Annotated in this window: 13 protein-coding genes; 5 read left to right on the forward strand and 8 right to left on the reverse strand. The window is 31.1% G+C overall.

Annotation, left to right across the window (positions count from 1 at the left end; translation table 11 throughout):
• The first annotated feature begins 233 nt into the window (after positions 1-233).
• A complete protein-coding gene (locus tag ACQY1Q_RS07590; RefSeq protein ID WP_431004701.1) occupies positions 234-680 on the forward strand; it encodes an acyl-CoA thioesterase in 447 nt (148 codons plus the stop codon).
• Entirely contained in the window at positions 677-1,486 is an 810-nt protein-coding gene (locus tag ACQY1Q_RS07595) for a DNA/RNA non-specific endonuclease (RefSeq protein ID WP_431004702.1), read from the forward strand. Before ACQY1Q_RS07590 ends, ACQY1Q_RS07595 begins: the two co-directional genes overlap by 4 nt.
• A 63-nt stretch (positions 1,487-1,549) precedes the next feature.
• Here ACQY1Q_RS07595 and ACQY1Q_RS07600 read toward each other — a convergent pair whose 3' ends face one another.
• The 4 genes from ACQY1Q_RS07600 to ACQY1Q_RS07615 form a co-directional block, all read right to left on the reverse strand.
• Positions 1,550-2,800 (reverse strand): hypothetical protein, encoded by a 1,251-nt coding sequence (locus ACQY1Q_RS07600; protein ID WP_431004703.1) that lies wholly within the window; start codon positions 2,798-2,800, stop codon positions 1,550-1,552.
• A 365-nt stretch (positions 2,801-3,165) separates the two neighbouring features.
• Positions 3,166-4,341, reverse strand: coding sequence for a hypothetical protein (locus ACQY1Q_RS07605; RefSeq protein ID WP_431004704.1), 1,176 nt, complete (start codon positions 4,339-4,341; stop codon positions 3,166-3,168).
• 105 nt (positions 4,342-4,446) lie between these two features.
• Positions 4,447-7,173 (reverse strand): TonB-dependent receptor domain-containing protein, encoded by a 2,727-nt coding sequence (locus ACQY1Q_RS07610; protein WP_431004705.1) that lies wholly within the window; start codon positions 7,171-7,173, stop codon positions 4,447-4,449.
• 135 nt (positions 7,174-7,308) lie between these two features.
• Positions 7,309-9,642 (reverse strand): TonB-dependent receptor, encoded by a 2,334-nt coding sequence (locus ACQY1Q_RS07615; protein ID WP_431004706.1) that lies wholly within the window; start codon positions 9,640-9,642, stop codon positions 7,309-7,311.
• 103 nt (positions 9,643-9,745) lie between these two features.
• Between ACQY1Q_RS07615 and ACQY1Q_RS07620 the strand changes: the two genes are divergently transcribed.
• Together ACQY1Q_RS07620 and ACQY1Q_RS07625 are read left to right on the forward strand one after the other, a co-directional pair.
• Positions 9,746-10,402 (forward strand): metal-dependent transcriptional regulator, encoded by a 657-nt coding sequence (locus ACQY1Q_RS07620; protein WP_431004707.1) that lies wholly within the window; start codon positions 9,746-9,748, stop codon positions 10,400-10,402.
• A gap of 15 nt (positions 10,403-10,417) precedes the next feature.
• Positions 10,418-11,254, forward strand: a complete 837-nt coding sequence (locus ACQY1Q_RS07625) for a ZIP family metal transporter (protein ID WP_431004708.1) — start codon at positions 10,418-10,420, stop codon at positions 11,252-11,254.
• Positions 11,255-11,443: 189 nt separating this feature from the next.
• Here the strand turns inward: ACQY1Q_RS07625 and ACQY1Q_RS07630 are convergent, their stop codons facing one another.
• Both ACQY1Q_RS07630 and ACQY1Q_RS07635 read right to left on the reverse strand, forming a co-directional pair.
• The gene (locus ACQY1Q_RS07630) at positions 11,444-11,704 is read right to left on the reverse strand and encodes a hypothetical protein (protein ID WP_431004709.1); all 261 of its coding nucleotides are present in this window, start codon (positions 11,702-11,704) and stop codon (positions 11,444-11,446) included.
• A 107-nt stretch (positions 11,705-11,811) separates the two neighbouring features.
• Positions 11,812-11,949 carry a hypothetical protein gene (locus tag ACQY1Q_RS07635; protein WP_431004710.1) on the reverse strand — a complete coding sequence of 46 codons (138 nt, stop codon included), beginning with the start codon at positions 11,947-11,949 and terminating at the stop codon, positions 11,812-11,814.
• Positions 11,950-12,019: 70 nt separating this feature from the next.
• On the opposite strand from ACQY1Q_RS07635, the gene ACQY1Q_RS07640 reads away from it, so the two are divergent.
• Positions 12,020-13,140 (forward strand): IS3 family transposase gene (locus ACQY1Q_RS07640; protein WP_431004711.1). Its coding sequence is split into 2 segments (ribosomal slippage): positions 12,020-12,272 and positions 12,272-13,140, totalling 1,122 coding nucleotides; the frame shifts between segments, so codons are not numbered across the junction.
• Positions 13,141-13,178: 38 nt separating this feature from the next.
• On the opposite strand, the gene ACQY1Q_RS07645 is transcribed toward ACQY1Q_RS07640, so the two are convergent.
• Positions 13,179-13,601: a hypothetical protein gene (locus tag ACQY1Q_RS07645; protein ID WP_431004712.1), complete on the reverse strand. Its 423-nt coding sequence runs from the start codon at positions 13,599-13,601 to the stop codon at positions 13,179-13,181.
• On the reverse strand, positions 13,601-15,214 hold the full coding sequence (locus ACQY1Q_RS07650) for a hypothetical protein (RefSeq protein WP_431004713.1): 1,614 nt from the start codon (positions 15,212-15,214) through the stop codon (positions 13,601-13,603). The genes ACQY1Q_RS07645 and ACQY1Q_RS07650 overlap by 1 nt, the downstream gene beginning before the upstream one ends.
• Between the last annotated feature and the right edge of the window lie 401 nt (positions 15,215-15,615).

Below are 15,615 nucleotides of genomic sequence, written 5' to 3' on the forward strand. Positions count from 1 at the left end.
TCAATCCTCTCTGCTTGTTAAACGTTCTTAATCGCTTGTTAAGACATCCTCTTCTTAGGTTATGCAATTCTTTTAGTTTGTTAAATATATTCTTATCCGCCTTAACCTCTAAATACCTGTTAGAAAGCAACAAAAACTATTTGCTTCTTTTTATATTTCACTGTCTTAACAAAGTATTATGCTTTTCTTCTTAGATTTTAATTAATTTCGTTGTTTCTAAAAAATAATATTCAATGAGTTTTACGGTTAAATTTACCACACGATGGGCTGATTTTGATGCTAATATTCATATGCGACATACTGCTTATAACGATTATGCTGCTGAGGCCAGATTGCGATTTTTTAAAGAACATAATATTACTATTCATGATTTTTCAAAAGAAAAAATAGGTCCTATTTTATTTGAAGAAAACACTAAGTTTTTAAAAGAAATTCATTTGGGTGAAGATATATCGGTTAATTTAAAAGTAATTGGTTTATCAAGTAACGGTGAGCGTTGGAAAATTCAGCATGAAGTTTTTAATAATGACGGAAAGCTTTCAGCAATTATAACTGTTTATGGTGCTTGGCTTGATTTAGTTAAGCGTAAGCTTACTGTGCCTCCCGCAAAGTTTAAAGATATTTTTAATGAAGTAGAAAAAACTCATGATTTTCAGGAAATCTTAGTAAAACAATCATGACAACTGCCAGAACCATAAAAGTCATTATTTTACTACTTACTATTGCGGTAAGTTTTTGGTTAAATCATTCAAAAAACAATAGTGTTTCTGATGATATTGAAACGGTTGTAAAGAATGATTTTTCGTTTAATTATACACCTAGTTCTACTACCGGTGTAATTATTAAGCATTCCGGTTACCAATTATCTTATAGCGAAAAACATGAACAGGCTGAATGGGTTGCCTATTCTTTGCACAAAAATGATATTGTTTATACAAATCATGAGCGCCCGTTTTTTATTAACGACCCAAAAGTGCGTACACAATCTGCTGACTGGAGAAGTTATAAAAATTCCGGTTACGACAAGGGACATCTTTGTCCGGCCGGTGATAAGCGTTATTCTAAAAAGGCTCATGACGAAACTTTTTTTACCTCTAATATTACGCCTCAAAAGCACAATTTTAATGCAGGTATTTGGAATAAGCTAGAGCAAAAAACTCGCTATTGGGCAAAAAAGTACCATCATTTATATGTTATTACCGGGGGAGTTCTTGAGCCTAATTTAAAAACGATTGGAAATGGCAAAAATAAAGTGAGTGTACCTAATAAGTTTTATAAGATTTTATTGGATTATACCGAACCGGAAATTAAGGCCATTGCTTTTTTAATACCTCATCAAGACAGTACAAAACCTTTGTCTAGTTTTGTTGTTTCTATAGACAGTATTGAGCAATTAACCGGTATTGACTTTTTTCCTCAGTTACCGGATTCTATAGAGAGCAAACTTGAAGCTTCAACTAATTACAAAAATTGGAGTTTCAGATAAAAATCTATAAATAATAAACCCGAGTTTTATACTCGGGTTTATTTATTCTACTATAAGGTTGTATTAATTTTCTTTGTAAATTTTTGTTCTTTTACCATCTTTATTAAGGATATAAAATCCTTTTGGTAACCTATTTAACAGTTCTTTTTCTTCTTCACTATTTTTAATAGTTTCTCTTTTTATTTCAATTCCCTGAAAGTTATTTACGCTAATTATTGCGGTTTTTGATGAATAACCTATTGATTCTACTGTTGTGTTATTATTTTCATCAGACTCAGAAACTCTTTCATGGTAATCAGCTATTGCATGAATATAATGGAAACTTGATAAACTATATCCTAAATAGTCATTCCAAATATAAAGTTCTGCACACATTTCTTTAACTTCATTTGGGGCTATCGTCAGAGAAGTACTTGGGTAAGGTAAGTTAGCAACAATACTCGAGTTGGTTAACCCCGCATTATTTGTTAAGATTAATGCTGTATTATCAATTGTTCCTGTAGCTGAACCTATATTTTTTATACTTACACAAAATTTGTTATTACTATTGGCTTTCAACTTTAAGTTAGGAGCTGCTATTCCATTTACTTTTATCTCTGTGATAATAAAATCTGGTTTTCCTTGTTGAACAGGACATCCGTTATTTGAAGCCGGACCTGCTTGGTTTGGACAATTATCCTGACTATCAGGCACTCCATCTGAATCAGAATCACAATCAAAAGAAATAGATGAATTATTAAAAGAAGAACCCAATATTTCATAATCTGGATCACTTGAAGTATACGCCGAAAGAATTAAATAATAGTATTTTAAACCATTACCGTCTCCAAGATCTAAATGATATACTTTATTTATAACTAATGGAGCACCAATATAAATATTTGTTTTAAACTGCATACCTTTTATGTCACTTGAACATATTTTAGATTGAGCTTCAGATAAACTTCCAAGTCTAATAAATTTGTGGTATTTCCATGAAATTGAACTACATGACAAAAGTGTTACTTCTTCTATATTACTGGTATCATCAACCTCTAAACCCGCATCTGAACATGTATCTTGAACATATATAACCTTGTAGAAGTAATCACCATCTCCTAAATTAGCTCTATAAATCTTATTCAATTCCAGTTTTAACCCAAAAAGATTTGCTTTTTCAATTCCAAAGTTTGTCCCTAAGCAATTACTTTCAAAAGCAATCTCATAACTTCGACCTAATTTTAAGAATTTATGGTAACGATATTTTTGACACATCTGAGCAAAAAAACTAGTTGATATTAAAATAAATAAAATTGTAATTGTAATTTTTTTCATAATTTAATTTTTAGAGTTTAAGACAAATCTACCTCCAAAAAACCATTCCTTATTACGCAATCATTAAGAATGCATTAAATATAAACACAAAAAAACTATGTTAGAATTTGAAACTTTTTCAGAAACTTAAGAAAGTTCTTACTTTCCTATACATAAATCTAACACTTCATTTTTTACCATCTGTTCTTAATTATATAATAATGTAAATAACTTTATCTTTTATTAAAGAGTATTCCCTTTATAACAAGCTCCTATGATTATTAAATATTAAAAAAAAAATCAGGATTAAATTTCTTCAATCCTGATTTTTAAATTCACATAATTTATGAGATCCTTCTCAAAAGTATTTTCTTACTTAATTCTATTTAGAATTTATATCCTGTCCAAGAAAAAACAGAAGCATCAGCTCCTCCGGTTGTTCCCTCTGTTAAATTAACAGTAGCCCCTCCGGTTGTTGTATTTTTAATACTAGTTACATCCAATCCGTTTGCAGGATTTCCTATTGCTGTGATGTTGGTTGCATCATTAGCATCACCTCTTGAGTCTGTTAAATCTACAACATCAGAAAAAATAGCTCCAGAGCCTAATACTAAATAAGCATTGGTAATATTGGCCGTTGCTCCTCTTCTTATTTTAATGCCATCAGTCATTTTAACACCATCAGCATTATTAATAATGGTAAGACCATTGATCGTAAAGTTTGACTGATTGATATCAGACGGAGTATTTCCATCTAAGTTACCATCCGCTTCTACTCCTCTAGGATCTCTAGTTACTGCAGTAAAACCATTTTCTCTTATCCCATATAAGTTAGTACAAGTTCCTACGTATCCCTGAGTAAAATCAAACATATCGTCTTTAGCATTTACTGCTAAAATATTGGTTACATTTACAGTACCTCCAAAAAATTCGATAGCATCGTCATCACCATTTAAAATAGCAATGTTTGAAATAGTTGTTCCACTTCCTACAGCATTTAATGTAAGTCCATTATGTTCTGCCTCATCATCAATTCTAGCACCTGTATACTCAAGTTTTATATAGTTTAAAACTCCTGAGTTATCATTTGCTACATCTCCACCGTACTCAATTGCAGTATTAACTTCTGTAGTTGAATTACTATTTGCCCCGTTTTGTCTACTTAAAGGTGCTTTACCGTTTAAGATAAGCCCTCCCCAATCTCCTGATTTAGGGCTTGTTGCATTTGAAGTAAAAACAATTGGGTTAGCAGCTGTACCATCAGCCATAATTTTCCCTCCTTTTTCTACTAATATATAAACATCTGTTCCTCCAGCTAAAGCTTTAACTCTAACTCCTGGCTCAATGGTTAAGGTTGCTCCGCTTTTCACTAATAAAGCCCCTGTTAATGTATAGTCTAACCCTGACTTTAATGTTAAATCTGTAGTTAAATTCCCAGCTAAATTTTGAGCTGTTACTTCACCTCCTGTATTTCCCCCAGAAACTTCATCTTCATTACTTAATGAACATGAACCTAAAAATAAAGATGAAACTACTATTGCCGATAAAATAATTTTTTTCATTTTGTTTATATTTCTATTTTAATTTAGTTACCGCAAAATTGCATTACCAATATTTCTTTATCTACACTTATTTCTTAAAGAATTGTTACGTTTTTAAAGCTTTTATTAAAAATCGTAAGAAAACCCTAAACTTATATTTACTCCTTTTTTATAATTTCTTAACACAACGTTTTCCTTATTAACAGAACCATTCCTACTTGTCTGAAATTCAGGGTTTAACAAGTTTTTAACCTTGAATTTTAAATTGTATTTTTTGGCTACTCTAAATGATGAAACAAAATCTAAGGTTGGAATTCCTTTTTCAATAATATTTTCAAATCCTCTTGTACCAATTGAATACACTCTATCACTAAAATAATTTAAAACAACAGAAGAGGTTAATTCACTATTATCATATTTTTTATTTAAAGATATGTCAGCATTTAATAAAAACGGTGTCGCTCCTTCTAGTTTACTAGATACCTGTTGAAATTGGGCAATGGAATTTTTATCTAAATTAACTTTTGAATATAAATAAGAAGCATTAACCCCTCCATTTAACGTATAATTTTCATCTTCATTTTCAAGTATTTTTTTGCGAGCTTCTAACTCTACCCCATATACATAGGCTTCTTTTCCTACATTCAAATACGTTAACACATTTCCTGCGCTTGATATTTCACTTCTAGAAATTGGGTTTTTTATCAATTTATAAAAACCTGTTAAAGCTATCAATTCTCCAGAAGACATATAATGCTCATATTTTATATCTAAATTATAATTATCTGATGGTTTTAAGTTAGGATTACCTTGACTGGCAAAGTTAATATCTTGATACTTAAAAGGAGCTGTTTCTTTAAACTGAGGGTATGTATATGTTTGGCTAGCAGCTAATCTGAAAATATCATTCTCATTTAAACTATACTTTATATTTAAACTAGGTAAAAGATAACTCTTGTCTATTAAAGATGGCCCATCTTCCTTACTACTTCCTATATTGGTATTATATGTTACTCTTTGGGCTGCTCTTTCAAATTTTACACCTCCTGAAACAATTAAATTATCGCTTAACTGATAAACTATATTTGAAAAAACACCACTTATTAAACGTTTTCCTCTATAAGTAAACGGAACAAATGTTTCAGCATCTTCGTTTCTTCTACCTCTTCCTGTTTGTAAACTAAAAATATTATTATCAATTGATTCCTGATTAAAAGTTGCATCTGGATTATTGACATCTATAATTGGTCCATTCCCTGTAAAATCATGATTAAATATAGTAGCCGCAAATAAACGTTCCGTATAATGATAATCAGCTCCAAAATCTATTAAACTTTTATTATCATAATCAGAACTTAATTTATAACTCAATTTACCTTTTGCAGCATAGTCATTTTCTTGAAGTTTAGAAAAATATCTTTCATTAGTACCAGCACTACTTGTATTAGGTCTTGTTTCACCGTTTCTTATTAAATACTCATTAGATCTTCTATCCGGTTCATTTCCTCTTACAAAATTTAATGCTCCTTTTCCTTCAAGAGTTAATCTTTCATTAAATTTATAACTTCCTAATAATTGATTAACATATAACTCATTATTATTAGTTTGTTGTCTTCTAAGAAAAACTAAATCTCCTTCTTCTTGTGGATCATCTTTACCAAAATAGTCTCCAATAGCCTGCTTGTTATTATGGATGAATAAATGATTATAGGCAATATCAAATCCTTTATCTGATTTATATTTCAAATTCCCCATTAATAATTGTGATGTATTATAACTGTATTTAGAAAATTCTAAATTTCTAAAAGGTTCTACAACACCATCATTCGTAGTCTGTCTAATATTTCCTTCAGTAAAACTATAATCTCCATTAAAACCTCCTACAATAAAATAACTAAGTGTATTTCCATTTCCTAATTCATATTTTTTACCATAATTAAAAGAAAAAGAATTATTTAACTGAAAATCTTGAGTTCTTGGTTTAAATGAATTTCCAAAAGAGTAACTATTTAAATCAGTTACATTATGGTTCAGTTTTTGGGTTCCTAACCTATTTGTTCCATCAATAGTAAGAAAGTTATTTTTAGTAAGCGTTTGAGTATTACCACTAAAAGAAAAACTCACATTAGCCACTCTCTTTTTATTCAATTCTTTTGAAACTATATCTATATTAGCTCCTCCTACATCACCGTTTATTTCAGATGTAAAAACTTTATTAATTCCAACACTTTCTATAATACTCGTATCAAAAAAGTCTAAAGAAATATTTTTATATTCAGGATCTTCAGAAGGTAATGGTAAACTATTTAAGGTAGTTGAATTATATCTATCTCCTAAACCTCTTACAACAACATTTTTAGTTCCTTTAGACACCCCAGCTGTTTTTGTTACAGCAGTTTCAGCATTTGATACACCTTTTTTTGATAACTCTTGAGCACCTATACTTGTTTTTATAGCAACAGCCTTCTTTTGTTCTAAAAGTAATGCGCTTTCTTTTTCTCTGCTTACAGATGCATTAATTTTAACTTCTTCAAGCTTTACTCCTTCATTAGCTCCTAAAAGCTGGTTAACAGTTGTTGTTTCACCTGCTTTTACTACTACCGCTTTCTCTATAGTTTGATATCCTACAAAACTAAAAACTATAGTTTGATTTCCAGCCGGTACGCTAATTGTATACTTCCCATCAATATCTGTTGTTCCCCCTATTGATGTGCCTTTTATAAAAACATTGGCAAATGGTAATGGTTCTCCATTCATTTCTTTGTCTGTAACAACCCCCATTATGGTACCTTTGCTTTGGGAAAAGACCAAGTTACATAAGCTTAAAAAAGCTATTAAAAATATTTTTCTCATCACTAACTTTGAATTCTGTTTAATTATCGGGCAAAATTCAAGCTATCTTGTAAACCCAATGTTACCTGTAAATTATAGTTCTATTATCAGAATGTTTAGCCAGTGTTAAGAAAGTTTATTTATGTTACTTTAATGTTAATTACTAAATAATTTAAGCCCTATTAAAAATATTCTTGGTGTAGCCGGACCGTAGATAAAGTTACTATCTCTCTCCTTTCCTACATCAAAATGATTCTGATACGCATCAAAAATATTTTTAACCCCTCCATGTATTTCCATATTCGCTTTTAGTGAGTTAAAAGTAAACTTATAAGAAGCATTTATTCCTACATTGAAAAATGTTGGTGATTGAAAGTATTCATCTTTCAATAAATTTTGATTTGACGCTAAATGCAACACCTCCATACTTCCTGTATAAGTACTATTTAAAGCTAATTTAATTTTTTGATTAGGTGTGTAGGTTAACGTTGCATAACCATACGTATTAGGTGTTCTTAAGAACTGTTTTTTAAGAGGTAATTCGTCTGAATTTTTAACAGCTATTTTGTATTGACTGGATTGGTAGGTTAATCCGGTTTCAAACTGTACTATTCCATCATAATTGAATCGGGTTTCTAATGTTATTCCTTTTACCACCGCACCTTTTCCGTTTCTTTTTTCAAAAACTTCTCCAAAAGTATCTTCTCCAATTCCTTCTAAATAAAATGCATCATTCAAATTTGTGTAAAAACTTTCAAAAGTAAATCCATATATATAATGTTCTGTTGGTTTGTCATAATTAAATGATAGACTATAACTATTGGAGCGTTCTCTTTTCAAATCATTTGCTAAAACAACTCTGGAAACACCTCCTCCGGCAAAAGCTATATGTAAATCTGTATCAAATGCTTGCGGAGCTCTAAAACCGGTTCCCCAAGTTGCTCTTAGTTGTCCATTATTAAATGGTTTAAATAGCACAGACATACGAGGACTTACCACATTATTGATTATTTTTTTTGCTGCTCCGTTTCTATCTAGTGCGTCTAATGTATGATTATCGTATCGAAAACCGGCAAGTACATTCCATTGATCATTTAACTCCCAATCACTCTGAAAAAAAACACCTAAGTTCCTTGTTAATTGATCAACTTTATAGGTGTAGGCTTTAATTTCATCATACACATCATCTTGTACAAACTCACCTCCAAGAGTCAGTACATTATTTCCTATTATAAAGTTATCTAATTGATGATTTATCTGAATACCACCTTGTAATGTAGAGGTTGTTGATTTTCCGTATGGCGGATTTAATAAATGTGCTTCATCTTCACTTGTTCCTATATTAGGCCTTACTCCGGTATAGTGATCTCTTCCTGTATATTGTGCTGCGAAATAGGTAATAAATGAACTTTTATTTTCATTGAAATTCACTTGATAATCTACATTTCCTACATATACATCATGAATTCTTTCTTCAGACTGAAATGCAAAATGTGGCTGACTATCTACCATTTCTCCTCCATAACGATGCTCATTCATCTTGCTAAAATTCACTTCAATTTTTTGATTGGTTTCCGGAAGAAAAAAGAGACTGGCTCCAAAAGCATTATTTTTAAGTTCAGGAAGTTCAGAATAGTTATCTCCGTTAGCATCATACCAACCTCTTTTTCTATTATTCATAAAAAAAGAGATTCCTGCATTTTTATCTTCATAAACAATAGTTCCGTTTCCTGAAACGATATAATCATCTGTTCCTTTTACATTTTGATATGTAAAACCTATACTATAATCATTTTTCTTCGGAATTTTAGTTAACACATTTACTGTACCTCCTATTGCACTGGAACCATAAAGAGCCGAACCGCCACCTCTAACTACCTCAATGCGATCAATCATATTTGTAGGTATTTGTTCTAAACCATACAAACCGGTTAACGGACTAAAAACCGGGCGTCCGTTAATTAAAATTTGTGAGTATCCGCCTGCCAATCCATTCATTCGTAATTGTGTATAATTACATGTTTGACAATCTGTTTCCACACGTAGTCCTGTTTGATAATTTAATCCTTCCGATAAATTACACGCTTGAACATTGGCCAACGTTTGGCTATTAATAACAGCAACTATTACCGGGTTTTTAGTATTACGCTTATCTGTTCGGGTTCCTGTTACCGTTATCTGATCTAATAACTCATCGTGTTCAACCAAAGAGAAATTAACCTCTTTTTGTATATGTTTTGTTATCATTACTTGTTTTTTACCAGATACAAAACCGGCAAAAGAAGCCTCTACAACAACTTTCCCTTCCGGCAAACCAGAAAGCCTATATTTTCCGTTTTCATCTGCAGTAATTCCCATTGATGTATGCTTAACAGTAATCGTAGCAAAAGGTAACACCTCTCCTTTTGATGTTTTAACTACCCCATGAATAGTTTGACCGTTTGCTATAAAGCTTATTCCTAAAAATATAATTGTAAAAATTCTGCTCATCACGATTTAAAATTTACGCAAATGTAAAATATTTTTTAGACAAACCTAAAAATATGTTTATGTGAAACAAAATTTGTATGTTTGCTATTGAACCCAACAAAGCATGTTTAGTCAATCCGAAGAAAATTATATCAAAACGATATACCACTTGGGTGGTGTATCTAATAAAGGAATCAGTACCAATGCCATTGCAGAAAAGCTTAATACAAAAGCTTCTTCCGTTACAGATATGGTAAAAAAACTATCTGAAAAAGAAGTGGTTATTTACAAAAAATATCAAGGGGTAAGGTTAACTGATCTTGGTAAAAAAACAGCTGTAAATATTATACGTAAGCATCGTTTATGGGAAGTTTTTTTGGTAAACAAATTAAATTTTTCTTGGGATGAGGTTCATGAAGTTGCTGAGCAGCTAGAGCATATTAATTCGCCTAAACTAATTAATGAATTAGATGCCTTTTTAGAATATCCGAAAAGAGATCCACATGGAGATCCTATACCGGATAAAGATGGAAATTTACAAATTATAGAAAAAAGTTTGTTATCAACTTTACAGGAAGGTGAGAAAGGAATTTGTATTGGGGTTGATGACAGTTCTTCTGAGTTTTTACAATTTCTTGATAAGAATGAAATTGCTCTTGGAAAAAAAATAGAAATTATAGAAAAGGAGCCTTTTGACGGTTCATTCAAAATAAAATTGGAAGATAAATTACTAACTATTTCTAACAAGATTGCTACTAATTTATACATCCAAAAAAATTAATTATACACAATAACTATGAGTTTTTTTGAACAGATAATTGCCTTTTGCAAAGAGCACCCTATACAAGGAGCTTTATATGCTTCTTTATTTACTTGGGGATTAACCGGATTAGGTGCCGCTTTAGTTTTTTTCTTTAAAAAATTAAATCGTGCTGTTTTAGACGGAATGTTAGGTTTTACCGGTGGTGTTATGGTAGCTGCCAGTTTTTGGAGTTTACTGGCTCCTGCTATTGAAAACAGTCCCGGAGAAGGTTTTACAAAGGTTCTTCCGTCAGCATTAGGTTTTGCTTTAGGTGCCTTAGCTTTATTTGGTATGGATAAATTGTTACCTCACTTGCATATAAATTTTAAAGAAAGTGAAGTTGAAGGAGTTAAAACTAACTGGCACAGAACTACTTTACTCGTTCTTGCCATTACACTTCATAACATTCCTGAAGGCTTAGCCGTTGGTGTACTTTTCGGAGCTGCTTCAACCCTAGTTGGGGCTGAACAAACAGAAATGATTATCGCTGCTATTTCATTAGCTATTGGTATTGGAATTCAAAATTTCCCGGAGGGTTTTGCGGTTGCCATGCCGCTTCGTAGACAGGGAGTAAGTCGTTTTAAAAGTTTTTGGTATGGTCAAATGTCGGCAATTGTAGAGCCAATGGCAGCTGTTTTAGGAGCAGTCGCTGTATCATTTTTTACACCAATTTTACCGTATGCTTTAGCATTTGCTGCAGGAGCGATGATTTTTGTGGTAGTAGAAGAAGTGATTCCTGAAACTCAACGAGATAAATATACAGATATAGCTACCTTAGGTTTTATAGGTGGGTTTATAGTTATGATGTCATTAGATGTAGGTTTAGGCTAAAATAAAAGCTGTATATCTATAAAGATTAAAAAGCGCGAAATGAAATTTCATTTCGCGCTTTTTATTTGCTTGTAATTTTAGTTGATTGTTAGTATATAATGAATATTACTTTTTTCATGATTAAATTAATTAGGACAGTTTTTAGTTGTACTATGATTATAAATAAATAGTTTAGTTACGTTCATTGTTTTACTCTTCTTCAAATATTCTACTCTTTACTTTGTATGCATAGCATTTTTTCTGATTTTTTTTAACTAAAACTAAACCAATAAAATTATTAAGTTCAATAAAGTTTTCTAATCCTTTTTGGTATTTATATCTTTCATTCTTAAGAAGCCATTCAAATGATTTGTACTCTACTCTCTTACAACATTTATTAAAATCTATTTTTTCCACCTTAAAGGTTATAGAAGAATTTGAGTTTACATGATTAGAAAATATACTTATCATAGATTTATTTTCATTTATTGAATATGAATATTCTTGACTTTTATCATTTAGTAAAAAATGATTTTCTTGTGAGAAAACAGAAAAATTTATTAATAAGAATAAATAGATTATTTACATTCATTGTTTGTAGATTTTTCATAATTAATATTAACTTTTTTAATTCTGTTTTTTTCTTTATCAGCATAAGCTTTGTCTGCATATTGTTTATCCCAAGCTTTAGTTTCTAAGAGTCCGTACCAAGCCATATTGTAAGCTTCCCTAAAAACCGAACTGTTTAAAAATAGAAAGATTAATTTTAACTTTAAACAGAAAACGATGCGAAAGAGTAAATTTACACCCTCACAAACTACCAAGATTTTAAAAGAATTTGATCAAGGTAAAACGGTTTTAGAGATTAGCCGAGAGCATGGAGTTAGTTCGGCAACATTTTATAATTGGCGTTCCAAATATGCTGGGATGAGTTCTAAAGAGTTACGTCGTATCAAAGAGTTGGAAGATGAGAATCGTAGACTCAAACAGATGTATGCTTCTTTAGCTTTAGATCATCAAATGGCCAAAGAGGTCATTGCAAAAAAGCTTTAAAGCCTTGCCGTAAGAGAGTTATTAGTAAATCTCTTGCTCATTACGGTATCAGCAGGGCGTGCCGAGTATTAAATATGAGCAAAAGTGTTTACTATTACAAACCGTTGCCAAAGGATGATACTGAGATAGAGATTGCTCTACAAGAAAAAGCAGTACAACATTCAGAAGAGGGGTTTTGGAAGGCTTATAGTCGTTTACGTAATGAGGGGAAGCCATGGAATCATAAACGAGTATATAGGGTTTACAAAGCATTAGGACTTGCTCTACGTCGAAAAGTAAAGAAGCGACTGCCAGTTCGAGTGAAAGAGCCATTAGAAGTGCCCAAAAACCTTAATGACACATGGAGTATGGATTTTGTTACCGATACTCTTGAGAACAAGAGGCATTTTAGAGCCTTTACCATTATTGATGACTGCAATAGAGAAGTCCTGCATATAGAAGTGGATTTTTCTTTACCAAGTAATCGAGTAGTTTGGGTACTTAATCATCTTGTCAACAGAAGAGGAAAACCCAATAAGATAAGAATGGATAATGGTCCAGAATTTATCGCTAATATTACTTCTGTATGGAGTCAAATGCACAATATAGAGTTTGTCTATATTCAACCAGGAAAACCAACTCAGAATGCTTTTGTAGAGAGATTTAATGGGACTTATAGAAGGGGAGTTCTTGATAAGTACATCTTTGAGAATATCGACCAAGTAAGAGAACAAACACAAGATTGGATGTATGATTATAACCATCATAGACCCCATGAAGGACTGGGTAGATTATCACCGATAAAATACGCAGAAATTAATTCTCTTGGGGCTAGCCCCAAGAGAATTAAAAACAATAATTTTATGAAATATTAGAAATTTATGCAGTTCTAATTAGGGGAAGTTTACACTGGTTAATATTGTGTTGAATCTGTATTCCATATAACAGGATACTTAATTATTATATCTTTATATTTTTCTACTAAATATATTTTTTCAAATATTGAATTTTTGAATACATATTTTGAAACACCTCTTTTAGATTCCATGGTTTGTAATGTCTCAAACTTTATTTTGTTTAAATATTTAATATCACAAGTGTCTATTTTATCTTTTTTATCTAAAACAAAAGATTCTTTGCATATAAAGAAAGTAATACGGTTTTTTCTTTCCTCTTTTCGATATTTTTTTACGATTTCTCCATATTTATTTGATTCACCTATAATACATGTTTTTTTGTTTTTACTATCAAACAACAAATACACTGTCTCCTTTTTTTCTTGACTATGTATGTTGCAAATAAGTGAATAAATAAATAAATAAATAAATTTTTTCATTATTGACAGTTTTCATTTTTATTAGTCTCAATATAATTATCAATTACATCTTCGATTCTATCTTTTTCTGCTTGAGATAAACTTGTCCATGTATAAATAGCATTGTTTCCTGTAGTTCCATCATATCTTAACCCTTCCCATGCTAAATCCATATACAATTGTTGTGGTTGTTGATTATCTGGCACAATAGTTCCAGTATCAAAAGCTTGCAATATTCTTGCCAAAGTTTCTCTATAATGTGTTGCCATTTGTTGGTGCTGAGCATTATTAGGTGTTGATGTATTAAAATTATATCTTGTATAATAATCATAAAGACCTGGGAAATTATTTTTTACATTCAGAAACTGTTCTTTAGTTATTCCAGCTATATTCCCTCCATTATCTAATACTGATAATAATTTTCTATACATTTCAGCATGTATAACTTCATGCGCAATAGTTTTAGCATTCATAAGATTGGACCTGTAGTTTACTCCATGTTCATTAGTATTATTATTTAAAGCAATAGTAATTACATAATCTGGTGAATTATTTCCTCCTGCACCATCTGGAGCATCAGTTTGTGCTCTTCTAGTACCTAAATCTCTCATTTCAAATTTCAAATGACTTACAGGAAACTCACCATCAAACTTTTGTATCATTGTTTTAAAATCTGTACTTGATTTTGTTAATTTATCATATACACATTTAGCTTTACCGGTTAAGTTATTTATAATTTTATCATCCTCAACATTCATACCTATTATGGGTATACATCTATTATTTATTTTTATAGTACCCGGTGGGCAGTTTGGGGTTATATCCCAAGTGTTATCTTCATTAGGGTCGTGGTATGGCCATTCGGGTTCTTCTTCTAATTTATCCTCTGGGGTCATCCAATCTGGGTCTGCTGGGTTCTTATCTGGGGCTTCTATCACTACTTCATCTAATAAAATAAACTCTTCCGGACAATACTTTCTTACTTCATATTCTTTAGTAAACTCATTATATGTATACTCTATATTGGCTATCTTACATACTCGCTTATAGGTGTTCATATCAAAACAACACATTTGTTGTACTGGACATTGACCATCATGTACACAAAGAGATTGAATTGCTCCTCTTGCATATTTTCCGCTCCGATTCTTATAAGATTCCAATTCATAGTTCATCACTTCTAAGGAACGTTCAGTTATTAAAGTACTTAAAACATACTGCATGGCTTTTCGTGAACCACAATTAATGGCATCATCCATAAAATACGTTTCTTCAATACTCAACGAAAGTTGTAAAAACAAACGAACATCATAAACAATACTTCCTTTTTTAACTCCAGCTTGATCTATAGTATTTTCATATGCTGCACTCTTATTTTTATCTAAAGCAAATTCTCTAAGCTCTTGATAACTGAGTCCTGTTTTATAGGTATAATACTTAATCCGTAATAAAGCTTGACTTAGCAGGGCAAACTCATCGGTTTCTCGTATCTCATCTATGATGGCTTGTTCTTTGGTAGTTAATAATAAAGAGGGTTCTGGTAGTACTTCTTCTTTTTCACAGTTTACTAAAAATAAAGTAGCACAAAACAATAGCAAAATTGTTTTAAGAGGTAGGATTCTCTTGTTTTTCATATAATTCTAATTTTTAAGGTTACTTAGCAATTTTGATAGCTTTAATAAATACTAAATGCAATAATTTAGCTATCAAGCAATTACTAAGACGTAAAAAAATACCTATACCCTAAGTTTTATATGAAAAATTTTAAAAAAAGAGGTTTTTTAGTAAACTACCTCGGGGCAAGCTCACGATACATTGGTCAGGAACAATTTTTTATTTTCGAGGCAAGCCTCGGGGTATTATATCCTTTGGCAATTCCAATAAACCCCTTATTTAAATAATCGTAATCAAATCAGTGTTTTTAATGTACAAATACAGTATGTGTACTTCGTTAGTCTTTGAATAAAGCTATGTTTATAGTTGTTTTACATCAAAATTTAAAACAAATAAAATGAATCAATTATTAATTAAAGTA

It is taken from the genome of Tenacibaculum sp. TC6, assembly GCF_050606265.1.
In the GTDB taxonomy this organism is placed as follows: Bacteria; Bacteroidota; Bacteroidia; order Flavobacteriales; family Flavobacteriaceae; genus Polaribacter.